The organism is Mesorhizobium sp. WSM4310, from assembly GCF_007003935.1.
Taxonomy (GTDB): domain Bacteria; phylum Pseudomonadota; class Alphaproteobacteria; order Rhizobiales; family Rhizobiaceae; genus Mesorhizobium.
Genome location: NZ_VFTA01000036.1, coordinates 20,628 through 44,574 on the forward strand (window position 1 = coordinate 20,628; position 23,947 = coordinate 44,574).

At 64.4% G+C, this 23,947-nt stretch carries 25 protein-coding genes; 14 read left to right on the forward strand and 11 right to left on the reverse strand.

What is annotated here, in order from left to right; all coding sequences use genetic code 11:
- Positions 1 to 3: 3 nt before the first annotated feature.
- From FJV80_RS28425 to tauA, 3 genes are all read right to left on the reverse strand, one after another.
- Positions 4 to 864 (reverse strand): ABC transporter permease subunit, encoded by an 861-nt coding sequence (locus FJV80_RS28425; protein WP_142878026.1) that lies wholly within the window; start codon positions 862 to 864, stop codon positions 4 to 6.
- Positions 861 to 1,628, reverse strand: a complete 768-nt coding sequence (locus FJV80_RS28430; protein ID WP_095788668.1) for a taurine ABC transporter ATP-binding protein — start codon at positions 1,626 to 1,628, stop codon at positions 861 to 863. The genes FJV80_RS28425 and FJV80_RS28430 overlap by 4 nt, the downstream gene beginning before the upstream one ends.
- A 125-nt stretch (positions 1,629 to 1,753) precedes the next feature.
- The gene (gene tauA, locus FJV80_RS28435) at positions 1,754 to 2,767 is read right to left on the reverse strand and encodes a taurine ABC transporter substrate-binding protein (RefSeq protein WP_142878027.1); all 1,014 of its coding nucleotides are present in this window, start codon (positions 2,765 to 2,767) and stop codon (positions 1,754 to 1,756) included.
- 602 nt (positions 2,768 to 3,369) lie between these two features.
- Between tauA and FJV80_RS35640 the strand changes: the two genes are divergently transcribed.
- The 3 genes from FJV80_RS35640 (at position 3,370) to FJV80_RS28445 (ending at position 5,534) form a co-directional block, all read left to right on the forward strand.
- Positions 3,370 to 3,504, forward strand: a complete 135-nt coding sequence (locus tag FJV80_RS35640; protein ID WP_281408792.1) for a hypothetical protein — start codon at positions 3,370 to 3,372, stop codon at positions 3,502 to 3,504.
- Positions 3,505 to 3,673: 169 nt separating this feature from the next.
- Entirely contained in the window at positions 3,674 to 4,150 is a 477-nt protein-coding gene (locus tag FJV80_RS28440; RefSeq protein WP_142878028.1) for an Rrf2 family transcriptional regulator, read from the forward strand.
- 25 nt (positions 4,151 to 4,175) lie between these two features.
- On the forward strand, positions 4,176 to 5,534 hold the full coding sequence (locus tag FJV80_RS28445; protein ID WP_142878029.1) for an FAD/NAD(P)-binding protein: 1,359 nt from the start codon (positions 4,176 to 4,178) through the stop codon (positions 5,532 to 5,534).
- A gap of 69 nt (positions 5,535 to 5,603) precedes the next feature.
- Here FJV80_RS28445 and FJV80_RS28450 read toward each other — a convergent pair whose 3' ends face one another.
- Entirely contained in the window at positions 5,604 to 6,374 is a 771-nt protein-coding gene (locus FJV80_RS28450; RefSeq protein ID WP_095792345.1) for a type 1 glutamine amidotransferase domain-containing protein, read from the reverse strand.
- A gap of 111 nt (positions 6,375 to 6,485) precedes the next feature.
- On the opposite strand from FJV80_RS28450, the gene FJV80_RS28455 reads away from it, so the two are divergent.
- A complete protein-coding gene (locus tag FJV80_RS28455; RefSeq protein WP_095789054.1) occupies positions 6,486 to 6,839 on the forward strand; it encodes a helix-turn-helix domain-containing protein in 354 nt (117 codons plus the stop codon).
- Between the two features lie 13 nt (positions 6,840 to 6,852).
- Here FJV80_RS28455 and FJV80_RS28460 read toward each other — a convergent pair whose 3' ends face one another.
- Positions 6,853 to 7,500 carry a cysteine hydrolase gene (locus FJV80_RS28460; protein ID WP_095775618.1) on the reverse strand — a complete coding sequence of 216 codons (648 nt, stop codon included), beginning with the start codon at positions 7,498 to 7,500 and terminating at the stop codon, positions 6,853 to 6,855.
- Entirely contained in the window at positions 7,497 to 7,829 is a 333-nt protein-coding gene (locus tag FJV80_RS28465) for a hypothetical protein (protein WP_095789034.1), read from the reverse strand. Before FJV80_RS28465 ends, FJV80_RS28460 begins: the two co-directional genes overlap by 4 nt.
- A 174-nt stretch (positions 7,830 to 8,003) precedes the next feature.
- On the opposite strand from FJV80_RS28465, the gene FJV80_RS28470 reads away from it, so the two are divergent.
- The 7 genes from FJV80_RS28470 to FJV80_RS28505 all read left to right on the forward strand — a co-directional run bounded on the left by FJV80_RS28470 (position 8,004) and on the right by FJV80_RS28505 (position 16,782).
- Positions 8,004 to 8,405: a RidA family protein gene (locus FJV80_RS28470; RefSeq protein WP_142878030.1), complete on the forward strand. Its 402-nt coding sequence runs from the start codon at positions 8,004 to 8,006 to the stop codon at positions 8,403 to 8,405.
- Positions 8,406 to 8,993: 588 nt separating this feature from the next.
- A complete protein-coding gene (locus FJV80_RS28475; RefSeq protein ID WP_142878031.1) occupies positions 8,994 to 10,433 on the forward strand; it encodes a pyridoxal-phosphate dependent enzyme in 1,440 nt (479 codons plus the stop codon).
- A complete protein-coding gene (locus FJV80_RS28480) occupies positions 10,430 to 11,614 on the forward strand; it encodes a PLP-dependent aspartate aminotransferase family protein (RefSeq protein ID WP_142878032.1) in 1,185 nt (394 codons plus the stop codon). The genes FJV80_RS28475 and FJV80_RS28480 overlap by 4 nt, the downstream gene beginning before the upstream one ends.
- Positions 11,615 to 11,660: 46 nt before the next feature.
- Positions 11,661 to 12,629 carry a GlxA family transcriptional regulator gene (locus tag FJV80_RS28485; protein WP_142878033.1) on the forward strand — a complete coding sequence of 323 codons (969 nt, stop codon included), beginning with the start codon at positions 11,661 to 11,663 and terminating at the stop codon, positions 12,627 to 12,629.
- Between the two features lie 865 nt (positions 12,630 to 13,494).
- Positions 13,495 to 14,799, forward strand: coding sequence for a Xaa-Pro peptidase family protein (locus FJV80_RS28490; protein WP_142878034.1), 1,305 nt, complete (start codon positions 13,495 to 13,497; stop codon positions 14,797 to 14,799).
- 346 nt (positions 14,800 to 15,145) lie between these two features.
- On the forward strand, positions 15,146 to 15,826 hold the full coding sequence (locus FJV80_RS28500) for an isochorismatase family protein (protein ID WP_142878036.1): 681 nt from the start codon (positions 15,146 to 15,148) through the stop codon (positions 15,824 to 15,826).
- Positions 15,823 to 16,782 carry an alpha/beta hydrolase gene (locus FJV80_RS28505; protein WP_142878037.1) on the forward strand — a complete coding sequence of 320 codons (960 nt, stop codon included), beginning with the start codon at positions 15,823 to 15,825 and terminating at the stop codon, positions 16,780 to 16,782. The genes FJV80_RS28500 and FJV80_RS28505 overlap by 4 nt, the downstream gene beginning before the upstream one ends.
- 3 nt (positions 16,783 to 16,785) lie before the next feature.
- On the opposite strand, the gene dnaQ is transcribed toward FJV80_RS28505, so the two are convergent.
- The 5 genes from dnaQ to FJV80_RS28530 form a co-directional block, all read right to left on the reverse strand.
- Entirely contained in the window at positions 16,786 to 17,508 is a 723-nt protein-coding gene (gene dnaQ, locus FJV80_RS28510; RefSeq protein ID WP_142878038.1) for a DNA polymerase III subunit epsilon, read from the reverse strand.
- A 97-nt stretch (positions 17,509 to 17,605) separates the two neighbouring features.
- Entirely contained in the window at positions 17,606 to 18,193 is a 588-nt protein-coding gene (coaE, locus tag FJV80_RS28515) for a dephospho-CoA kinase (protein ID WP_142878039.1), read from the reverse strand.
- The gene (locus FJV80_RS28520; protein WP_142878040.1) at positions 18,190 to 19,032 is read right to left on the reverse strand and encodes a shikimate dehydrogenase; all 843 of its coding nucleotides are present in this window, start codon (positions 19,030 to 19,032) and stop codon (positions 18,190 to 18,192) included. The genes coaE and FJV80_RS28520 overlap by 4 nt, the downstream gene beginning before the upstream one ends.
- Positions 19,025 to 19,624, reverse strand: coding sequence for a Maf-like protein (locus FJV80_RS28525; RefSeq protein WP_142878041.1), 600 nt, complete (start codon positions 19,622 to 19,624; stop codon positions 19,025 to 19,027). The genes FJV80_RS28520 and FJV80_RS28525 overlap by 8 nt, the downstream gene beginning before the upstream one ends.
- A gap of 48 nt (positions 19,625 to 19,672) precedes the next feature.
- Positions 19,673 to 20,494, reverse strand: a complete 822-nt coding sequence (locus FJV80_RS28530) for a pyruvate, water dikinase regulatory protein (protein ID WP_095775602.1) — start codon at positions 20,492 to 20,494, stop codon at positions 19,673 to 19,675.
- A 403-nt stretch (positions 20,495 to 20,897) separates the two neighbouring features.
- Between FJV80_RS28530 and hemE the strand changes: the two genes are divergently transcribed.
- From hemE to rho, 3 genes are all read left to right on the forward strand, one after another.
- Positions 20,898 to 21,929, forward strand: coding sequence for a uroporphyrinogen decarboxylase (hemE, locus tag FJV80_RS28535; RefSeq protein WP_095789022.1), 1,032 nt, complete (start codon positions 20,898 to 20,900; stop codon positions 21,927 to 21,929).
- On the forward strand, positions 21,929 to 22,465 hold the full coding sequence (hemJ, locus tag FJV80_RS28540) for a protoporphyrinogen oxidase HemJ (RefSeq protein WP_095775600.1): 537 nt from the start codon (positions 21,929 to 21,931) through the stop codon (positions 22,463 to 22,465). The genes hemE and hemJ overlap by 1 nt, the downstream gene beginning before the upstream one ends.
- Before the next feature lie 163 nt (positions 22,466 to 22,628).
- Positions 22,629 to 23,894, forward strand: a complete 1,266-nt coding sequence (gene rho / locus FJV80_RS28545) for a transcription termination factor Rho (RefSeq protein WP_095775599.1) — start codon at positions 22,629 to 22,631, stop codon at positions 23,892 to 23,894.
- Positions 23,895 to 23,947 lie beyond the last annotated feature (53 nt).

The window sequence follows — 23,947 nt, forward strand, 5'->3', positions numbered from 1 at the left end:
TGATCATTCCCGTCCCGCCCACGGGACGAGCGCGCGCTCGATCCTGCGGATGGTGAATTCGAGCACGAAGGCGATGGCCGCGATCACCAGAATGCCCATGATCACCACGTCGGTGACCAGGAACTGCGCCGCCGACTGGATCATGAAGCCAAGCCCGCGCGTCGCCGCCACCAGTTCGGCCGCGACCAGCGTCGACCAGCCGGCGCCGAGCGCGATGCGCAGCCCGGTCAGGATCGACGGCAGCGCGCTGGGCAGGATGACGTGGCGGACCACTTGCGCGCGCGTCGCGCCAAGCGATCGCGCCGCGTTGATGCGTTCCTGCGAGACGCTGCGGACGCCCGAAGCGGTCGACAGCGCCACCGGCGCCAGCATGGCGATGGCGATCACCAGGATTTTCGACGGCTCGCCAATGCCGAACCAGATGATCACCAGCGGCAGATAGGCCAGCGGCGGGATCGGCCGCAGGAATTCCAGCAGCGGATCGAAAATGCCGCGACCGACCGTGCTGGTGCCGATGGCAAGACCAACGGGCACGCCGACCAGGATGGCTGCGACCAAGGCGGCGAACACCCGGCCCAGGCTGGCGACAATGTGCTGCAGCAGCGTCGCGTCGACGAAGCCGTCGCCGATCACGACGATGAATTTGTTCCACACCGCGACGGGCGAGGGCAGGAACACCGGCGACACCAGTTGCAGGCGGGCCGACAGCGCCCATGCCGCCAGCACCACCAGGATGGTGACCGCGCTGATCATGCGGGCCGAAACGCCCTTGCGTTTCGGGCTCGGCCGCGACCACGGCACCGACAGGCCGTCGGCCTCTTCAGTCCTGGGGCCGGCGCGCTCGGTGTAAGAGAAGATGGTCATGCCGCTTCTCCCTCGAAGATGGCATCGGTCAGTTCGCCGCGCGCCGTGGCGAAGGCCGGGTCGGCCTTGATCGCGCGGATGGCCTCGCCCGCGGCGTAGCGCCTGGAAAAGTCTGGCTCGAAGGTGCGCACCACACGGCCGGGGCCCGGCGCCAGCACGACGATGCGGGTGGCGAGCACCAGCGCCTCCTCTATGCCGTGCGTCACCATCAGCACGCCGGCATGGCTTGCCGTCCAGAGATCGAGCAGCGTCGTCTGCATGCGCTCGCGCGTCAGCGCGTCGAGCGCGCCGAGCGGCTCGTCGAGCAGCAGGAATTGCGGTTCGGCGGCGAGCGCGCGGGCAAGGCCGACGCGCTGGCGCATGCCGCCGGAAAGCTCCCAGATGTGCTTGTCGCCGGCATCGGCCAGCTTGACCAGCGCCAGAAGCTCGTCGGCGCGCCGCGCCCGCTCGGCCGGCCTGACACCGCGGAGGCGCAGCGCGAAGGCGACGTTTTCGCGCGCGGTCAGCCAGGGAAACAAGGCATCGTTCTGGAACACCACGGCGCGATCCGAACCAGGTGCCGAGATCGGGCGGCCGTTGATCGTGGCCGTGCCGCGTACCGGCGTGACGAGGCCAGCGGCGACATTGAGCAGCGAGGTCTTGCCGCAGCCGGAACGGCCGACAAGGACGACGAAATCATCCCCGGCCACGTCGATCGACGCACGCTCCACGGCGGGGTGGCCGTCATAGTGGATCGAGATCCTGTCGAGCACGAGATGCGGCATGGGGCCTCCCGGGAAGTTTCATTGAAGCTCGCCCGCCCCGAAACCACGCCTCGTCAGCGGTTCCGGGGCAGGCACGCGCGGCGTCAGGGAAGGAGATCCGCGCGCGTTCAGCTGGCGCCAGGCGCTCAGTTCGAGGCCAGCGCCTCGGTGACGTATTTCGACGTCACATATTTCGAATAGTCCGGCAGCACGGCGTCGACCTTGCCCTGCTCCTTGAGGAAGGCGGAGGCGGCCGCGACAGCCTTGACCGTGCCGCCGCCGAGGAATTTGTCGGAGGCCTGCTCCTCCAAGGTCGGGAAGACATAGCCCTTCAACAGCTCCGGCACCTCTTCCAGCTTGGCGCCGGTGAGCTTGGCGATCTTGCCGGCCTGCGGCGAGGACACCGACCAGGCGTCGGGCTTGGCGAGGTACTCGGCATAGGCCGCGCCCGTGACCTTGACGAAATCGCGCACCGCTTCCGGGTTCTTCTGCGCAAAATCGGTGCGCACGATCCAGGCGTCGAAGGTCGGCGCGCCCCAGGCCGCGACCTGCGAGGAATCCAGCACCACCTTGCCCGTCGTCTTGATCTGGCCGAGCGCCGGATCCCAGACATAGGCCGCGTCGATGTCGCCGCGCGCGAAGGCGGCGGCGATTTCGGGCGGCCGCAGATTGAGGATCTGGACCGACTTCGGATCGACATTCTCGTGCTTCAACGCGGCAAGCAGGCTGTAATGCGTGGTCGAGACGAAGGGCACGGCGACCTTCTTGCCGGCGAGGTCGGCGACCTTCTCGATTTCGGCGCCGTTGCGGGCGACCAGCGCCTCGGACGGTCCGATCAGGCCGACGACGAAGATGGTCTGGATCGGCAATTCGCGGCTGGCCGCCGCCGCCAGCGGGCTCGAACCGACATAGCCGATGTCGACCGAGCCGGAAGCGACCGCGGCGATGACATCGGCGCCGGAATCGAATTTACGCCAGTCGATCGCGGCCTTGGTGGCCTTTTCATAGGCGCCATCGGCTTGCGGCACTTTGGAAGGCTCGACCACCGTCTGGTAGCCGATGGTGATCTTCAGATCCTCGGCCAGGGCCGGGCTGAGAAAGGCGGCGCCGGCAAGCGCGGCGGACGACAGAAGGAGAATGCGTCGCGAAATGGTGGACATCAAAGGGCTCCATGAAAACAGAGAAAACCGGATTGCCGCATGATAGTCCGCTAATTCTATCGTTCTTGTAGAGTTAAATCCTTCCAACGAAGGCGGGTTTGTTGGAAAAAATCTGTCGGGGGGCGCTGTGTCGATGCGGAAAGGGCGGCTGCAATTGCCGTCATCGCCCCTCCATATGAACGGGAAAGGTGCCCCGCTAACGCCAGACTTCGTCGTCCTAGGGCGAAGCAAGGAGCGCAGCGACGCGCGCAGACCCCTGGAGCTGCTCCGCAGCCCAAGGGATCTATTCCGTGACTTCGAAGCGTTGCTACGGTTCAGGTTCTGCCCCGCTGCACCCTTTGATCAAGGTCACGGAATGGATCGTCGGGTCTCCGCGACGGAGCTTCGCTCCTGCTCCGCCCGTGGATGACGAAGTCGGGAAGGCTCGGCCAACCGTCGACGCCGTCACCTACGAAACGACAATTTGGCTTTTGCGATTGCCACACAAATCCATGCCTCGAATCGCCAAGGAATTGACAAGCCGTTTCGCGTGTTCGAGGGTAAGTATAGTATCCTTATCGACATGAGTGAATTGGAGGCGACGATGCGGGCACCCCACCACCATGATCGCCCACGGCATGCACCGGCTCCTGGCGCCGCAGGAGTCGGCGGGCGGCACGGCTGGTCTGCGCGAAACAATCTGCGGCCTCGTCGCCGTCGAGATGCATTTTTGTGCTCTTAATGGCACAAAAGCCTGACAAAATGGCTCCAGCGGCTTGAAAACGAAGCAAAATCAACGTTTCTCGGCTTGTATATCATGTCACTAGAATTTATGTGTCATGGATGCTTGGGCGCGGCGGGGAGGCTCGCCAGGCGTTTCGTAACGGATGGCCTCGTGCCATCGCATGACAGAGAAACGTTCGGTCAATGCTCACCAAAAAAGGCAAGTACGGCCTCAAGGCGCTGGTCCACCTGGCGCACCTGCCGACCGGACAGCTGGCTTTCGTCAACGACATCGCGACCGGCAACAACATCCCGAAGAAATTTCTCGATGCCATACTGGGCGAGCTGCGCAATGCCGGTTTCGTCCAGAGCCGCAAGGGCAAGGATGGCGGCTACCGCCTGGCGCGGCCGGCCGACGAGATCAAGGTCGGCCATGTCGTGCGCGTCCTCGACGGGCCGCTGGCGCCAATTCCCTGCGCCAGCCGCACACAATATCAGCGCTGTGAAGACTGCAACGAGGCGACATGCCAAGTCCGACATCTGATGCTCGAGGTCCGGCAGGCGATCGCCGAGGTGCTCGACCAGCGCAGCCTCGCGGAAATGCGCGACATCGGCCTCGACGACCTTACGGTCGCGAGGGAGATCGACGAGCTGCCCGTCACCGTGAAGGTCCAGGCCTGACGCCTCGCATTCCACAGGTGCGCGCATGAGCGGGCGCGCCAGTTCGATCATCCCCAATTCGATCATCATCGTCGGCGGCGGCGCCTCAGGCGTCGTGATGGCCGCGCATCTCCTGAAATCGACCAATCCGGATCTGCGCGTCACGCTGATCGAAAAGCGCCCACATTTCGGCCAGGGCATCGCCTATTCGACGCTGCTGTCGGCGCATGTGCTGAATGTCAGCGCCGCCGGCATGAGCGCCTATGCCGACGATCCCGGCAATTTCTGGCGCTGGCTGCACGGGCGTGGCCTGGTAGACCAGGAGCAGACGCCGCAGACGCCCTTTTACGCGCCGCGCAGCATCTACGCCCGCTATCTCGGCGAGCTGCTCGACGAGCTCGAAGCGCGCGAGCAGCCGACTGGGCGGCTGCGCCTGATCCACGAAGAGAGCCTGTCGATCACGCCGACCGCGTCCGGCGTCGAGGTGGCGCTCGCCAACGGCACCAGCGTCGTCGCCCACATGGCCATACTCGCCACCGGCCATGACGAACAGCCGACGCAAGGCCATGCGATCCGCATGGGCTCGGAGGCCGACACCGCGCTCGACCCGGAAAGCCGCGTCATGGTGCTGGGCACCGGCCTCAGCATGGTCGACGCGTTCCTGGCGCTGGAACAGCGCGGCCACGGGGGCGAGATCGTCGCCGTGTCGCGGCGCGGCCAGCTGCCGGCGCCGCCCCCCCACGGCAATCCGATCAAGCTCGACGTCGCCGACATTCCGCTCGGCACCCAGCTTTCCTATTTCGTCGGCTGGTTCCGCGACCTGATCCGCGAGAACCAGAAGGCCGGCATCGACTGGCGCGACGTGGTCGACGGCCTGCGTCCCTTCAACCAGAAGATCTGGCAGAATTGGCCGGCTTCCGCCAAGCGCCGCTTCGTCGAGCACACCAAGGCCTGGTGGGACATCCACCGCCATCGCATGGCGCCCGAGGTCTACGCCAAGGTGACGCAGGCCGTGCAATCGGGACGCATCCGGCTTGTCGCTGGGCGCGTCGTCGGCATCACGCCAGGCGAGGCCTTCAGCGTCGACGTCCAGTCGCGCCACAGCCAGCTTGTCGAGACGTTCGACGTCGCCCGTATCTATGATTGCTCGGGGATCGTGCGGGACATTTCGACCTCGTCGAACAGCGTGGTGCGCTCGCTGGTCGACCGCGGGCTCGCGCGGCCGGATCCCATGCGCATCGGCCTCGACGTGTCGGCCAATTGCGAGATCATCGCCGGCGACGGCACGGTCTCGCGCAAGATCCTCGCCGTCGGCCCGCTGACGCGCGGCACCTTCTTCGAGATCGATGCCATTCCCGACATCCGCATCCAGTGCGCGCGGCTGAGCAAGCAGTTGCTAGGGTAGGGCGACCCGGACTCTTCGTTTTGACCCAATTCCGGACGGAAAACCGCTCACACTTTTCCTGGAATTGCTCTAGCCGCCCAGCGCCTCGCAGACCAGGCGCGCGGTCTCGGCGCCGGAAAAATTCTGCTGGCCGGTGATCAGATTGCCGTCGCGCACGGCAAAGCCGCGCCACAGCCCGGCTTGCACATAATTGGCACCGATGGCCTTCAACTCGTCCTCGATGCGCCAGGGCATCAGATGCTTGCCGCGCTCGAGCGCGCCCATCTCCCACGTCGCCTTGTCGGCGAAATCCTCCTCGGCATTGGCGAAACCGGTCACCGTCTTGCCGGCGGCGAGCAGCGAGCCGTCGGCACGCCTGGCGTAGCGCAGCAGCGCGGTGCCGTGGCAGAGCGCGGCGGCCACCTTGCCGGCCTCATGGAAGGCGACGAAGGTTCGCTGCAGGTCGGTCGCGCTCTCGTAGCTGAACATCGGCGCCTGGCCGCCTGCGACCACAATCGCGTCAAAGCTGTCGACATCGATCTCAGCTGCCGGCCGCGTGGTCTCGACCAGGGCCGCCAGTTTCGGACTTGACAGGAAGCCGAGCGAGATGAGGTCGGTCTCCGAATAGCCCGATGGGTCACGCGGGTCGCTCAGCGCGTCGGCCTCGCATCTGCCGCCCTGAGGCGAAAAGATTTCCACCGCATAGCCGCGCTCGGTGAAGGCAAACCACGGATGCGTCAGCTCGCTCCACCAGAAGCCGACCGGCCATCCTGTCGTGGTCGATACGGCCGGATTGGCGATGACGATGGCGGCACGCTTTGGCTTGCGTGCATTGACCGGATTGGCATCCCTGACGCTCATCTTGGCTCTCCCTTATGAAACTGTCGCCGACAAAGCCGGGCCCGGCAATCTGGCCATATGGCGGGGCAAATTCCGCTTCCGTCGCCGCAGGGCCTTGCCTACGATGACGGCATGGCACAACGCGGTAGACTCTATGGCTGCCCGGTCGAGTTCGCGCTCGACGCGCTCGGCGGCAAGTGGAAAACGGTGATCATCGCACGCATCAAGCAAGGGCCGCTGCGCTATTCCGAGCTGCGCCGGCTGATCCCCTCGCTCTCCGACAAGATGCTGACGCAGCGCCTGGCCGATCTCGTCGAGATCGGCTTCGTCGTGCTCGAGACGTCGCCCGACGGCAAGGGGCGCTACGCCTTGACCGAGCGCGGCCACGATCTCGCCGCAGCACTCCAGGCGCTCTACGACTGGGGCAGCGTGCATGGCCGCGCCGAGGGCGTGCGCTTCCGCACTGATATCGAGGCGTCGGCCTAGCAACTTTTGTCCCTCAGTGCGCAGCGGCCAGCGCGCCGCAGAAGCCGGCGACATCGGTGATGACGGCCTCGCCGAGGAAACGCAGCGTCGCCATCGAGCGGTCGCGCGCTTCGCGGTTGCCGAAGCCGCAGGCGTCCTCGATCACAACGGCCGTAACGCCATTGTCGGTCGCCTGGCGGACGGTCGGCTCGATGCCGATCTCCGTGGCGATGCCGGCAAGGGCGACGGCGCGCACGCCGCAATCGCCGAGCGCAAAGCCAAGCGCCGTGGAATCGAAGGCCGACATGGTCAGCTTGTCGAACACGGCTTCGTCGGCGCGGGGCGCCAGTTCGGGGACGATCCCGGTCGCTTGGGCGTCGCGCAAAAACCACGGCTCGACCGCGTCGGGGTTGTCGCGCCGCTGCCAGGCCATGGCGGTGCGCAGTTGGGTGGCGCCCATCCATTTGCGTGGCAGAGAGAGATGGCGCGTGAACGCCACCCGCATGCCGGCCGAGCGGGCGGCTTCGAGCACGATGCCGGTGCGCTCGACGATATCGGCCGCGCCGGCGACCTGGCGGCAGATGCCGACCTGCATGTCGTAGACCACCAGCGCCATGCGGCGCGGATCGCACCATTCGACCAGCCTGGCCGGAATCTCGATGCCTTCGCTGGACCGGATCATGCCGCGGTCCGGTCCCAGGGTTGGGCGATGTCGACGCTGGGGTCGAACAGATATTCGAGCGGCAGCGGTGCCGGATCGAAAGCCAGGAAGTGCCATTCGAGCAGCCCAGCCTTCGACAGCGGGAAGTCGTCGGTGTAGCGCCTGGCTTCCTCGACGCTGTCGAGTTCGAAGACGATGATGACGCCGCCGACATCGGCGCGGGCATGGTTTTCGCGCACGATGCCTGCCTTCCACAGCCGCCAGACATTCGAGACCTCGTCGCGCAGATAAGGTTTTAGGTCGTCGAGGGCGACGCCGGGCTTGAAGTTGTCATAGGCGATGATCTTCATCCGGCTGTCTCCTCTTGGCATGTCAGCATCGCGCGGCCCGCTTGCTGTTTGGGGCAGGCGTCGCGTTCGGCTAGCATGTCGAAAATGGCGGCTTCAACGAACGAGATGGTTCGTTGAAACGAACTGCCGGTTGGCCTTTCGTGGCGCGCGGCATCCAGCGGAGAGGGGACGAGAATGGGCATCGAGCGGCTGAACCCAAACGGCATGCACGGCAATCCGGCCTATTCGCAAGGCGTGGCGCTGCCGGCCTCGGCGCGCATCGTGCTGATCGGCGGCCAGAACGGCATCGATGCCGATGGCCGGATCGTCGGCAAGGGCGACATCGCGGCGCAGACCGCGCAGGCGCTCGCCAATCTGGCGATGGTGCTCGAAGCCGGCGGCGCCAGGCCGCAGGATCTCGTCCGCCTGTCGATCTACATTGTCGGCGACGCCGATATCGGGCCGGCCTTCGGCGCCTGGATGGCATTCTGGGGCGATCGCGGGCCGCCGCCGGTGGTGACGGGCATACGCGTGCTCGGCCTAGCCAATCCGGATTTCCTGATCGAGATCGAAGGCCAGGCAGCGGTTGAAGCGTAATCTCCCCCTTGAGGCTACGCCATGCACACATTTTCTGTGATTGGCGTGACGGATCAGCCCGAGGCTTGATTGCCACGTGGTTCCCCCAATCCGTCGCTGCTTCGCAGCGCCACCTTTCCCCCCTCCGGAGGGAAAGGAAGGAGCTTTGCTGGACGAGCGTTGCCGGCAAAAAGCTTGGCGCCTTTCCTCTACCCCGTCGATCGGGGGGTCCGAAGGACGGGCGAGACCCGTGGCTCGCCCCGGCAGTGGCTCGGCGAAGCCGAGACGGAGTGGGGGGCGACTAGCGCCGCATAAGAGAACGCATGCGCCAAGCTGCCCTGCACGCTATCGCCAAAGACCAGCTGCTTGGAAATGTGTGCATCCCGTAGCCCCTTGAGGGGGACATTAAGCGCCGCTTGGAATTTCATTCCTCGTCTGGCCGGCTGATTGGCACGTTCTATCTTCTTTCCCGCGACAAACGGCTGGAAAAGAGGCTACGCTGCCGCTCTGCCGGCTCAATCAAATAAGCAGAGCATGATGTCGTCCGAAAACCGCTTCACACTTTTCGGCATCATGCTCTAGGCGGTCGCTTGATCAGGGAGCTTCGATATGAGCGAGCACGGAAAAGCCGCGCCAGGCAGCGCCGCCTCGGATGGCCAATCCTCACGCCTGCGGCCACCTTATAAATCGGTGCTCGACCTGATCGGCCAGACGCCGGTGGTCGAGCTGACCAAGTTCGACACCGGCAAATGCCGGCTGTTCATCAAGCTCGAAAGCCAGAACCCCGGCGGCTCGATCAAGGACCGCATCGCGCTGTCGATGATCGCGGCGGCGGAGAAAGAGGGCAAGCTCAAGCGGGGCGGCACCATCGTCGAGGCGACCGCCGGCAATACCGGCCTTGGCCTTGCCCAGGTCGGCATCCCCAAGGGCTACCGCATCGTGCTGGTCGTGCCGGACAAGATGTCGCGCGAGAAGATCCAGCATCTGCGCGCTCTTGGCGCCGAGGTGCGCATGACGCGCTCCGACGTCGGCAAGGGCCACCCGGAATATTACCAGGACATGGCCGAGAAGATCGCGGCGGAAGTGCCCGGCGCCTTCTATGCCAACCAGTTCGCCAATCCGGCCAACCCGCTGGCGCATGAGACGACCACCGGCCCGGAGATCTTTTCGCAGCTCGACGGCAATGTCGACGCGGTGGTGGTCGGCGTCGGCTCGGGCGGTACGCTGACCGGGCTTGGCCGCTACTTCGCCAAGGTGTCGCCGAAGACCGAAATGGTGCTGGCCGATCCAGTCGGCTCGGTGCTGGCGCCCTTGATCAAGACCGGCAAGATGGAAGAGGCCGGCAGCTGGACGGTGGAAGGTATAGGCGAGGATTTCGTGCCGCCCAATGCCGATCTGTCGCTGGTCAAGAAGGCCTATTCGATCACGGACAAGCAAAGCATGCTGGCGGTGCGCGATCTCCTGTCGCGCGAAGGCATTCTGGCTGGTTCGTCGTCGGGCACGCTTTTATCGGCCGCCTTGCGCTATTGCCGCGAGCAGACGACAGCGAAACGCGTCGTCACCTTCGTCTGCGACAGCGGCAACAAGTACCTGTCGAAGGTGTTCGACGATTTCTGGCTGGCCGAACAGGGTCTGGCCGAGCACGAGCAGCATGGCGATTTGCGCGACCTGGTCATGCGCACGCACCGCACCGGCGACACGGTCTATGTCGGCCCGGACGAAAGCCTGCTCAACGCCTATGGCCGCATGCGCCGCTCCGATGTCTCGCAGCTGCCGGTGCTGGAAGACGGCAAGCTGATCGGCATCGTCGACGAAAGCGATATCCTGGCCAAGGTCGACGGTCCCTATGACGGGCGCTGGGAGCGCTTCAACGGTCCGGTGCGCACGGCGATGACCTCCAATCTGCACACGCTGCAGGCCAGCCAGACGCTGGATGCGCTGCTGCCGGTGTTCGACCGCAACGAGGTCGCCATCATCTTCGACGGCGACGAGTTCGTCGGCCTGATCACCCGCATCGACCTGATCAACCATTTGAGGCGCGCACGATGACCAGCCACACACCACCACCATCGGGCAAGAATCGCCTGGCCTTCTCGACGCGCACCATCCATGGCGGCCAGAGCCACGATCCGCTGACCGGCGCGGTGATGGTGCCGATCTATGCCACCTCGACCTACGGCCAGCAGTCGCCGGGCGTGCACAAGGGGTTCGAGTACGCCCGCAGCCAGAACCCGACGCGCTTCGCCTTCGAGCGCGCGGTGGCGGACCTCGAAAGCGGCACCGCCGCCTTTGCCTTCGCCTCCGGCCTGGCGGCGATCTCGACCGTGCTGGAGCTGCTCGATGCCGGTGCCCATATCGTCGCCACCGACGACATCTATGGCGGCTCGTTCCGGCTGATGGAGCGGGTGCGCAAGCGCTCGGCGGGCCTGCAGGTCTCTTTCGTCGACTTCACCGACCTTGCCGCGGTGGAAGCCGCGATCCGGCCGGAGACGAAGCTGCTGTGGGTCGAGACGCCGACCAACCCGCTGCTGCGCATCGTCGACCTCGAAGGCGTCGCCGCGCTGGCCAAGCGCAAGGGGATCCTCACCGTCGCCGACAACACGTTCTGCAGCCCCTATATCCAGCGGCCGCTGGAACTCGGCATCGACATCGTCGTGCACTCGACGACAAAGTATCTCAACGGCCATTCCGACATGGTCGGCGGGGTGGCCGTCGTCGGCGACAACAAGGAATTGGCGGCCCAGCTGAAATTCCTGCAGAACGCCATCGGCGCCATATCGGGCCCGTTCGACAGCTTTCTCGCGCTGCGCGGCCTGAAGACGCTGGCGCTGAGGATGGAGCGGCACTCCGACAACGGGCTGAAGATCGCGCAGTGGCTGGAAGCGCGAAAAGATGTGCGCCGCGTGATCTATCCCGGCCTCGCCAGCCATCCGCAGCATTCCATCGCCGTCCAGCAGATGCACGCCTTCGGCGGCATGATCACAGCCGTGCTCGACCGCGATCTCGCGGGAACCAAACGCTTCCTCGAACGCACGCAGCTGTTCACGCTGGCCGAAAGCCTCGGCGGGGTTGAGAGCCTGATCGAGCATCCGGCGCTGATGACGCATGGGTCGATCCCGGCCGAGAAGCGCGACGAGATCGGCATCTCGGATTCGCTGGTGCGGCTGTCGGCGGGGATCGAGGATGGCGATGATCTGATCGCCGATCTGGACCAGGCGCTGGGGGGATAGCGCCAGCGGTTGACGCCAAACCCCATTCGCCCGAGATGTAGCGCCCATGGCCACGCGCGAACCCGAAAAACCCACCGAACCCCTGACCTTCGCGGTGCTGGTGTTCCCCGGCTTTCCGATGATGGCGTTCAGTTCCGTCATCGAGCCGCTGCGCGCCGCCAATGTACTGGCGAAGCGGCAGTGCTATCGCTGGATCATCGTCGGCGGCACGAAAGGCGCGGTCGAGGCGTCGAACGGCGTCGTCATCCAGCCGGGCTTCTATGCCGAGGATGCACCGAAGGTCGACCGCATCGTCGTCTGCTCGGGCGGCGATGCCGACCATCTCGTCGCCGAGGACGCGGCCAGCTGGATCCGCCGCAGCCTGCGGGGTGGCGCCCATATCGGGGCGGTGGCGGATGCGGCCTTCTTCCTGGCGCGCGCCGGCCTGCTCGACGGCCACGCCTGCACCTTGCACTGGACCAGCCAGGCCGCCTTCACCGAGGCGTTTCCTGCAATCGAGCTGCGGCGCGATCTCTATGTCATCGACCGCAAGCGCTTCACCTCGGCCGGCGGCGTCGGCAGCCTCGACATGATGCTGGAGATCATCACCCGGGATTACGGCGCCGAGCTCGCCGCCGGCGTCGCCGAATGGTTCGTGCACAGCCAGCTGCGCTCCAGCGTCGACCGCAAGCTGATGCCGCTCAGGCTGCGCACCGGCGTGCAGAACGAGCTGGTGCTGTCGGCCATCGCCATCATGGAGGACGCGGTCGAGGAGCGGCTCGGCATGGCCGAGCTGACGGCGCGGCTCGGCGTCTCCTCCGACAAGCTCGAGCGCTCCTTTCGCTCCGAGCTCGCCATCTCGCCCAATGGCTACTACCGGCGGCTCAGGCTGAAGCGCGCCGCCGACCTTTTGGCGCATTCGACGCTCGCCGTGCGCGACGTGGCGCTGGCCTGCGGCTTTGCCTCGATGTCGAGCTTTGCCCGGGCTTTTCGGGAAGAGCATGGGCATGCGCCGAAGCTGGCGCGGAGGCATTAGAGACGGAACTCAATTTGCGTTCGCAAACCAAGGCTGAGATGCTGTAGCGAATAGGCGCTCATGCCGTTACGGCAACGATCCCGACCAACCCGGTCCTCGCCCAAAGATTTTACCAGACAACATTAACGTACCTCCAAAGAGCAGGAAGTTCGCAATGCCCATAAGTGCCGAAACTTGGAAACTTACGTAGCTGTACAAATTTGTCTGATCGCTTAGTTTCGGATACATGCCGAAATAGCCAGGACTACCAAAAAGGTAGCTGTATACTTCCAAATAGCTACACAGTAAGACTGCCACCACAAATATAATACTCATAATATTTAATCGCCAATCACTCCAATCCCTACGCAAATATGAAAAAATAACCCAAATTGGTATTGAGATACAATACGTTACTCCATAGCAAGCGCAGAATACGGCGATGTTAACCCACATAACATTATTCGCTAGGCAAAATTCATTTGAGCCACGTTCGATTAAGTTCGAAAATTTCGGAAAAACAACGTCGCAGATTGGTACTATCTCAGCGTACCTGTAAATAACAACAGTAAATATGCCGAAAAACACACAGAAAACAAACGACCAGACGATCAGCTTGCCTACCAATGCGCGCCACGGCAGAAAAGTAAATTCCAGCTGCCCGACCAATCCATTCGTCCCCTACCGTTTCTAGGTACTGGTCGTTTCTTCTACATCCGGAAAGTTACTGAAGACCCAAAGGCCAATGTTACTCCTGCGGGGATCGATTTTTCACGATCAGTTGAGTACGGCGGCATTCCGCACAACAAGCGCGGTTTTCCGCACAATGCCTCCGCCGCTGCTGCGCCATGGTCACGTCTTGCAACCGATCCAAGGCCGAACCCCCATGAGCATCGTCGTATTCGACCCCGACAGCACCGAGGACGTCGACTTCAAGGACCGCATGCGCCACCCGGCGGCGGCCGATCCGGCCGGCGGCATGTGGCTGTCGGACACCGAGCCGTCCTTCATCGATGCCGATGCCTTGCGCAAAGGCCGGCTGGCGAAACTGCGCGGCTGGATGCGCGACGCCGGCTATGGCGGGGTGGTGCTGTTCGACCCGTATAACCAGCGCTACGCCACCGGCTCGCGCAACATGTTCGGCTACTTCCTGCGCAACTCGACCCGTTATTTCTTTATTCCCACCGAAGGGCCGATCGTGCTGTTCGAATATCCGCAGAGCTACCATGTCTCGATGGTGCTCGACACGATCGACGAGGCGCGTCCGTCCAAGCTCGTTTGGTCGTCGGTCTCCGGCCGTGACGACGAAACCGCCGGGCCCTTCGCCGACGAGATCGCCGAGTTCCTGAAGAAGCATGGCGGCGGTTCGATGAAGCTCGGCCTCGACCGCTGCAGCCATCTGCAGGCGCTGGCGCTGGAAAAGCGCGGCTGCGAGGTCAGGGATTGCCAGGGCGAAATCCTGGCGGTGCGCGCGGTGAAGACGCCCGAAGAGGTGAAATGCCTGCAGGTGTCGATGGCCGGCGCCGAGGCCGCGGTCTATGCGGTGCGCGAGGCGATCAAGCCCGGCGTCTCCGAAAACGAGCTGTTCGCCATCATGTATGGCGAGGTCATCCGCCAGGGCGGCGAGTTCATCGAGACGCGGCTGCTCACATCGGGCCAGCGCACCAATCCCTGGTTCAACGAGGCCAGCGGCCGCAAGATCCGGCCCGGCGAGCTGCTCGCGCTCGATACCGACACGATCGGCTGCTACGGCTATTATTCCGATTTCTCCCGCACCTTCCGCTGCGGACCGGGCAAACCGACCGATTACCAGAAATCGCTCTACCGCATGGCGCACGACCAGGTTCAGCACAATATTTCGATCGTCAAGCCCGGCATGGCGTTCCGCGAAATCGCCGAAAAGGCCTGGAAGATCCCCGACCGCTTCGTCGACCAGCGCTATACTTCGGTCATGCATGGCGTCGGCATGCATGGCGAGACGCCGTTCATCGCCCATGCCATGGATTACGAGACCTATGGCCGCGACGGCCATATCGTGCCAGGCATGGTGGTGAGCGTGGAAAGCTATATCGGCGAGAAGGGCGGCCGCGAGGGCGTCAAGCTGGAGGACGAAATCCTGATCACCGAGACGGGCACGGAGCTTCTGTCGCGCTTTCCCTATGAGGACGAGTTTCTGGAGAAGCAGGTTTGATGCCTACTGTCCGCCTCCGTGATGTGACCTTCGCGGCTGGCGCAGCCTCCCATCGCTTCGTCATCCTAGGGCGGAGCAAGGAGCGCAGCGACGCGGCGCAGACCCTAGGAGCTGCTCCGCAGCCCAAGGGATCCATGCCGGGACTCCGAAGCGTTGCTACGGTTCAGGTTCTGCTCCGTCGCATCCTTCGACCGAGGTCACGGCATGGATCCTCGGGTCTCCGCGACGGAGCTTCGCTCCTGCTCCGCCCGTGGATGACGAAGGTGGGGAAGCGCCGGCTATCCACCACCGCTAGCGCCAACCCGCCGAACGGGCGGACGTTCGTCCTGAACCCAGGCGCCTCCACATGAAAAGCCCCATCTCAATCAGCAGAGGCACGGTGGCCGCCGTGTTCATCGACCTGCAGGAAGAGCACCGGCAGGACAAGCGCTATCTCGTCGAGGGCTTCGCCGGCATCCTGGCCAACGTCCAGCGGCTACAAGCAGCGGCGCGCGCCAACCACGCGCCGCTCCAGCATTGGGCCTATATCGTCGATCTCGACAAGCAGGACCGGCCGTTTCATCCGCTCGGTGCCGACGGCAAGTCGGCCTTTTCCGACAAGTCCGATCCGCTGACCGAGATCTGCCACGAAGTGGCGCCGGCCAGGGACGAAGCGCTGCTGATCAAGGCCGAGGCCAGCGCCTTCCGCAGCGGGTCGGCGGCGGATCTGCTCAAGGCGTCAGGCATCGAATGGCTGGTCATCGCCGGCGTCTGGACCGAGGCCTGCATCGACGCGTCAATCAAGGACGCCGTGGCGAAAGGTTTTCGCGTGCTCCTGGTCAAGGATGCCTGCGGCAGCGGCAGCGCGGCCATGCACCAGACCGGCATCCTCAACCTCGCCAACCGGCTCTATGGCGGGGCGGTCACCGACACCGACGGCGCCTGCCGGCTGCTGGCCGGCGAGACGGTCACCGCCTGGCAGGTCGAGGGGTCGGTGCCGCTGCGCTTCACCTTCGACAACGCAGCGGCGCTCTACGCCGATCTATGACGGCAGACCGACACCGCGGCAAATACGAAACACGGCTCGACCCGGCGCTGTGGGCCTACATAGACAATGTCAACGCCTGGTACCCGCCCGAAGTGATCGGCCTGCCGATCGACAAGCAGCGCGCGGTCTATGACAGGATGTGCCGGGCTTTCCACCGGGGCCGGCCCGCCGGGGTCAAGGCCAGCGACGGCCTGGTCACCGCCCCGGGCCACGGCATACCGATCCGCCGCTACCAGCCGACCGGCAAGGCGGCGCGGGCCGTGGTGCTCTATTTCCATGGCGGCGGCTTCATCCTCGGCGGGCTCGACAGCCATGACGACATCTGCGCCGAGATCTGCGCCGGCACCGGCTTCGACGTGGTGTCGGTCGACTACCGGCTGGCACCCGAGCATGTCCATCCCGCCGCCTTCGACGATGCGATGGCCGCCTTCGCATGGGCGGCGGAGACGTCAGGCCTGCCGGTCGTTCTGTGCGGCGAGAGCGCCGGCGGCAATCTGGCCGCCGCCGTGGCGCAGGCGACGCGCCGGCATATCAGGGCCGCGGTCGGCCAGGTGCTGATCTATCCCGGCCTCGGCGGCGACGAGGCCGCCGGCTCCTATGTCGAACATGCCGAGGCGCCGCTGCTGTCCGTCGGCGACATCGCCTTCTACCGCGACGTCCGTTCAGGCAAGCGGCAATCGCCGGACGACCCGACCTTTTCACCGCTGCGCGGCCGCGACTTTTCCGGCCTGCCGCCGACGGTGATCATAACGGCCGAGTGCGACCCGCTATCGTCCGACGGCGAGGTCTACCGCGACCGCATCGTTGCGGCCGGCGGCAAGGCCTGGTGGCATGAAGAGAAGCGCCTGGTTCACAGTTTCCTGCGCGCCCGCACCACGGTGCCGGCCGCGGCGGAGGCGTTTGCGCGCATCATCGCGGCGATTGCATCACTGGGGCGGGACGAGTGGCCGTATTGAGTCCTACGATGCCGCGACGCTCTTTTCGGAGGAACTGGCTTTCAGCCAGAGCGCCTTTTCGCCGAGCGTGGCGACCATGGCGGCATGCGCCGCACGCTCCGCTTCGGTCAGGCGCGGCAGCAGCGGCCTCGGGCGCTCGGCGACGATGATCTCGATGTGGCGGACATTCTCGCCCTGTGCCGGCGCGGTGGCGCTGTCGAGGATAAGCGCCGCCTGCTTGCCGCCGATCAGCTCGATATAGACCTCGGCCAGCAATTCGGAATCGAGCAGCGCGCCGTGCTTGGTGCGCTTCGTGTTGTCGATGCCGTAGCGCCGGCAGAGCGCATCGAGCGAATTGGGCCCCATCGGGTGCTTGCGGCGCGCCAGCGCCAGCGTGTCGACGACACGGCCGGGATCGACGACGGGATGGCCGAGCCGGCCGAATTCGACATTGAGGAAGCCGATGTCGAAAGTGGCGTTGTGGGCGACCAGCCTGGCGCCGTCGGTGAAGGTCAGCCATTCCTCGGCGATTTCGGCGAAGGTCGGCTTTCCGGCGAGATCGGCCGCGCTGATGCCGTGCACCGCCTGCGCCTCCTCATGGATCGCCCGGCCTTGCGGGTTGATATAGTGGTGGAACGTCCTGCCGGTCGGGAAACGGTTGACCAGTTCGACGCCGCCCAGCTCGATCACGCGGTCGTCGCGTGAATCAAGGCCGGTGGTTTCCGTATCGAAGATGATCTCGCGCATCGAATCAGTTTGCTCCCGGGGGCAGAATCACGAGACCGGAACAAAATGGCAATGCCTGTTTTGCCTTCTCCCCTTGCGGGAGAAGGGAAGGAAGCCGTCAGCGACCCCCGGAGAGTTCGGCGATGATGCCGGCGACGGCGGCACGCGCGGCGTCCAGCCCCTGGCCGGTGTCGATGACGAAATCGGCCAGCCTGCGCTTCTCCTCATCCGGCACTTGCTTGGCCAGAATCGCCGCCAGTTTTTCTTCCGTCATGCCCGGCCGGGCCAGCACGCGCTGGCGCTGGATTTCGGCGGGCGCCGTGACGACGACGACCTTGTCGACGCGGCCACGGCCGCCGGTTTCGAAGAGCAGCGGAATGTCGAGCACGGCGATCGATTCGCCCGCGTTACGATGCCTGGCCAGGAAGGCGTCGGCGTCGGCGCGCACCAGCGGATGGATGATGGCTTCCAGCCGCTTCAGCGCGGCGGCATCGCCAAGCACGCGCGCGCCAAGTTTTACGCGGTCGACCACGCCATCGACAGCCGTTCCGGGAAACGCGGCCTCGATCAGAGGTGCCGCCGCGCCGGAATAGAGGCGATGCACCGCCTCGTCGGAATCATGGACCGGCACGCCCGCCTCGGCGAACATTTTGGCCGTGGTCGACTTGCCCATGCCGATCGAGCCGGTGAGACCGAGCACGATCATGGTTTCGGCACCAGATCGGCAACGATGAGCGCGCGCAGCTCAGCCGTGACCTGCGGCCTGACGCCGAACCAATGTTCGAAGCCGGGCACGGCCTGGTTGAGCAGCATGCCGAGGCCGTCGACCGTCTTCAGCCCCCTGGCGCGCGCGGCGGCGAGCAAAGGCGTTTCCAGCGGCACATAGACAAGGTCGGTGACGATGGCGTGGGCCGGCAGCAGGGCCGGGTCGGCGGCGAGACCTTCATTGCCGACCATGCCAAGCGCGGTGGTGTTGACCAGCAGGCCGGCGTCGGCCAGCAATTCGTTGGTCGCCGCCGTGCCATGCGCCGAAACGCCGGCGCCGAAACGGTCGCGCAATTCCTGCGCCCGGGCCAGCGTGCGGTTGACGATGCGGATGTCGGAAAAACCGCGTTGCTTCAGCGCCTGGATGACGGCGCGCGACGCGCCGCCGGCGCCGAGCACGACCGCGGGGCCGGTGTTCGCCCAGCCGGGCGCGTAATCATCGAGGTTGGCGGCAAAGCCGTGACCGTCGGTGTTGCCGCCCCAAAGGAGACCATCCTCGAACCACAGCGTGTTGACGGCGCCGATTTCTTCGGCCGCCTGGTCGCGGCGGTGGACGAGAGCGAAGGCGGCTTCCTTGTGCGGAATGGTGACATTGCCGCCGCGAAACCCGTTTGCCTGCAATGTCGCGATGAATTCGGCAAAATCCTGCGGCGCCACGTCGATCGCCTCGTAGCTGCCGTCGATGCCTTGCTGGACCAGCCAGTGGCCGTGGATCTTCGGTGACCGCGAATGTTTGATCGGGTGGCCGGTGACAAAAGCCTTCTTCCTTGCCTCAACCATCGATGGCTCCGAGCGTGCGCAATTCCGCCAGCAGCGGCAAAAGCGGCAGGCCGACAATGGTGAAATAATCGCCTTCGATCTTTTCGAAGAGCTGGATGCCTTCGCCTTCGATCTGGTAGGCACCGACGCTGGCCAGCGCCTTGGCGCCGACACGGGCGAGATGGCGGCCGATGAAGCCGGGGTCGAGCTTGCGCATGGTCATGCCGGCGACGCCGACATGGCGCCACAGCACCTTGCCGTCACGCACCAGCACGGCGGCGCTGTTGAGCTGATGGGTCCTGCCCGACAGCGCCAGGAGATGGCGCCGCGCGCCTTCCATGTCGGCCGGCTTGTGGAACACCTCGTCACCCAAAGACAAAGTCTGGTCGCAGCCGAGCACCAGCGCGCCGGGCCGGCGTTCGCTGACCTCGGTGGCCTTGGCCTCGGCCAGCACCAGGGCGACATCCTCCGGCGAAACGCCGCTATCCTGCAACGGCGCCTCGAGCCCGCGCTCGTCGACATCGGCCGGCACCGCCTCGATGTCGAGGCCAGCATGGATGAGCATCGCCTTGCGAAATGGACTGCCGGAAGCGAGGATGATTTTTTCGGTCATGGTTGTTCACCAGGGTCGGCGTTCCGTCACGCACGTATCTTGTCTGCCCTAGCGCGACTTCCCCCGCAGGGCAACGATCGCCGCGGCCGTTTCCTCGATCGAGCGGCGGCTGACGTCGATCATCGGCCAGCCATGGCGCGTGCAGATCTGGCGGGCGTAGGCGAGTTCCTCGTTGATGGCGGCGCGGTCGACATAGTCGGTCGGCACGTAGGAGCTGCTGTTGCCTAGGATGCGGTTCTGGCGGACATGCGAAATGCGCTCGGCGGTGGCGATCAGCCCGACGATCAGCGGTGTCTTGGCGGCAACCAGGCTTTCCGGCACCGGCACGCCGAGCACGATCGGGATGTTGGCGGTCTTGATGCCGCGGTTGGCGAGATAGATGCTGGTCGGCGTCTTCGACGTCCGCGAAATGCCGATCAGCACGACATCGGCATCGTCCATATTGGCCGGCAGCTGGCCGTCATCATGGTCCATGGTGAAGTTGAGGGCATCGATGCGGCGGAAATATTCGGCGTCGAGAACGTGCTGGGCGCCGACGCGGCGGCCGGCCGGCGTGCCGAGATAGGACTGGAAGACGGTGAGCACCGGCTCCAGCACCGACACACAGGGCAGGCCCATGGTGGCGCAGCGTTCGTCGATGCCGCGTGCCAGTTTCTGGTCGACGACCGTATAGAGAATGATGCCCGGCTCCTCCTCTATGTCCTCGAACACCTTGGCCACCTGCTTTTCGGTGCGGATGAGGGGATAGATGTGTTCAATCGCCCGCGCGTCCTTGTATTGCGCCGAAGCCGCCCGCCCGGCGGCGAGCAGCGTTTCGCCGGTCGCGTCGGAAATCAGGTGCAGGTGAAAGAAGCTCTGGGGTTTGTTCACAGGGATCACCTGGGGCTGTGGGCGGATGTGGATAAGCCGGGACAGAAAGAGCGGCCGGTCGGGAGCGACTGTATCAGATGGCAGTTTGTCCACAATTCGATGCTCTGTCAGCTTCGCCGGCCGGCTGGGGACAAATCTGGGGACGGTCCCTTTTGCCTTTCGGCCATCCACAGGGCGGGGCTCTTCCTTGGCTTGCTAACGCTTTGACTCCGATGACGGATTCCGGACTATCCCCAGAACCCCGAGGCTGGGAGAGGCGAGCGCGCGACAATATGCTTGCTGGCTTTTTGGCTGACGAAGCGGGACAGGTGACAACCACCACAACCAACAGACTCTTAGAATCAGAAGAATCTTAGATATAAGAATCTTTGATTATAGGAAGGCCGGGAGAGGCGAGCGCTCGATGCCCAAAAGCCGGATCATGCTGGACGTCCTGAAGGGCGAGGCGCACTTTCCGCCTCCGCTCTGGATGATGCGTCAGGCCGGACGTTATCTGCCGGAGTATCGCGAAACGCGCAGGCGTGCCGGTTCGTTCCTCGACCTGTGCTACGATCCCGACCTTGCGGTGGAAGTGACCTTGCAGCCGATCGAGCGCTTCGGCTTCGATGCCTCGATCCTGTTCTCCGACATCCTTGTCGTTCCGCACGCGCTCGGCCGCGACGTGCGCTTCGAGGAAGGGCGAGGACCGCTGCTGACGCCGATCTCGGTGGCCGAGATCATGGCTCTGGAAGGCGATGTGTTTCACGTGAATCTCGAACCGGTCTACGAGACGGTTCGCCGGCTGCGGGCAAAACTGCCTGATGAAACCACGCTGATCGGCTTCTGCGGCGCACCGTGGACGGTGGCGACCTATATGATCGCCGGCCATGGCACGCCAGACCAGGCGCCGGCGCGGCTGTTCGCCTATCGCGAGCCGGCGGCGTTTCAACATCTCCTGAAGGTGCTTGCCGACCATTCGGCGGCCTATCTGATCCGGCAGATCGAAGCCGGGGCGGATGTGGTGCAGATTTTCGATTCCTGGTCCGGCGTGCTCGACGATGCGACGTTCGACCAGTTTTGCGTTTGGCCGGTGGCCGAGATCGTCAGGCAGGTACGGGCCGTCCATCCCGATGTGCCGATCATCGGCTTCCCCAAGGGCGCCGGCGCCCGCTACCGCACCTATCGCCAGAAGACCGGCGTGACGGGGCTGGGGATCGACTGGACGGTGCCGCTGGCGGCGGCGAAGGATTTGCAGCGATCGGGTGCGGTCCAGGGCAATCTCGATCCCTTGCGCCTCGTGGCCGGCGGCAAGGCGCTGTCGGACGGCGTCGAGGCGATCCTGAAAGCGCTGGGAGACGGGCCGCTGATCTTCAATCTCGGCCACGGCATCACGCCGGAGACGCCGATCGCGCATGTCGAGGCGATGGTGAAGCAGGTGAGGAGCGCGACACGCTGATGAATGAGACAAACAACACCAACAGCACCGGACAGGCGATGATGCGCATGATCGTCAGCATCGTTGTGCTGATCGTGCTGACGGCGCTTCTGTTTTTCGTCGCACCCGAAAGTTTCTATCCCTGGGCAAAGGCGATCCATATCCTTGCCGTCATTTCCTGGATGGCCGGCATGCTCTATCTGCCGCGGCTGTTCGTCTATCACGTCGATGCCGAGAAAGGGTCGGTGCAGTCGGAGACCTTCAAGGTGATGGAGCGGCGCCTGCTGCGCGGCATCATCAATCCGGCGATGATCGTTACCTGGGTGTTCGGCTTGTGGCTCGCCTGGAAAATCTTCGGCTTCCAGGGCGGCTGGCTGCACGCCAAGATCGGTCTGGTGCTGTTGTTGTCCGCCGTTCACGGCTATCTGGCCGGCGCGGTGCGGAAATTCGCCGAAGATCGCAACGAAAAACCGGCGAGGCACTGGCGGATCGTCAACGAGATCCCCACATTGCTGATGATCGCCATCGTGATCCTGGTTGTCGTCAAGCCATTCTGAGGCCGATCAGGCCCCTTAAAACGCTGCTTGCTCTTTGATCCGACCGACGATAAAAGACGGGTCTTCCTTCCCGTCATGCGCCGCCCCTCATTATTTCGGCCGCGCCCGGCATTTGTCGCATCCCGCCGATATTTTTCTCCCAAAGCGCACCCAGAGTCCGTCTATGCAAGAAATGAAACTTACCGAATTCAAGAACAAGAAGCCGCCAGAGCTGATCGCTTATGCCGAATCGCTCGAGGTCGAGAACGCCAGCGTCATGCGCAAGCAGGAGCTGATGTTCGCGATCCTGAAGAAGCTGGCCGCACAGGATATCGAGATCATCGGCGACGGTGTGGTCGAAGTCCTGCAGGATGGCTTCGGCTTCCTGCGCTCTGCCAATGCCAACTACCTGCCAGGTCCCGACGACATCTACATCTCGCCGTCGCAGATCCGGCGCTTTTCGCTGAAGACCGGCGATACGGTCGAAGGGCCGATCCGCAGCCCGAAGGAAGGCGAGCGCTATTTCGCGCTGCTCAAGGTCAATACCATCAATTTCGACGACCCCGAAAAGATCCGTCACAAGATCCATTTCGACAATCTGACGCCGCTCTATCCGACCAAGCGGCTGAAGATGGAGATCGACAATTCGACCAGCAAGGACATCTCGGCGCGCGTGATCGACCTGGTCGCGCCGATCGGCAAGGGACAGCGCGCGTTGATCAACGCGCAGCCGCGGACCGGCAAGACGGTTCTCATGCAGAACATTGCCCACTCGATCACCGCCAACCACCCGGAATGCTATCTGATCGTGCTTTTGATCGACGAGCGGCCGGAGGAAGTGACAGACATGCAGCGCTCGGTGAAGGGCGAGGTGATCTCCTCGACCTTCGACGAACCGGCGGTGCGCCACGTCCAGGTTGCCGAGATGGTCATCGAGAAGGCCAAGCGGCTGGTCGAGCATGGCCGTGACGTCGTCATCCTGCTCGATTCCATCACCCGCCTCGGCCGTGCCTACAACACCGTCGTGCCGTCATCCGGCAAGGTGCTGACCGGCGGTGTCGACGCCAACGCGCTGCAGCGGCCGAAGCGCTTCTTCGGCGCCGCCCGCAACATCGAGGAAGGTGGCTCGCTGACCATCATCGCGACCGCGCTGATCGACACCGGCAGCCGCATGGACGAAGTCATCTTCGAGGAGTTCAAGGGCACCGGCAACTGCGAAATCCAGCTCGACCGCAAGGTCGCCGACAAGCGCATCTATCCGGCGATGGACATCTTGAAGTCCGGTACCCGCAAGGAAGACCTGCTGGTGCCGCGCGCGGACTTGCAGAAGATCTTCGTGCTGCGCCGCATCCTGGCGCCGATGGGAACGACCGATGCGATCGAGTTCCTCATCGACAAGCTGAAGCAGACCAAGACCAATGCGGATTTCTTCGATTCTATGAATACGTAAGGGCTTACCCTCCCCCTTGTGGGGAGGGTTCGATCCGCGCACCGGAGCGGGGC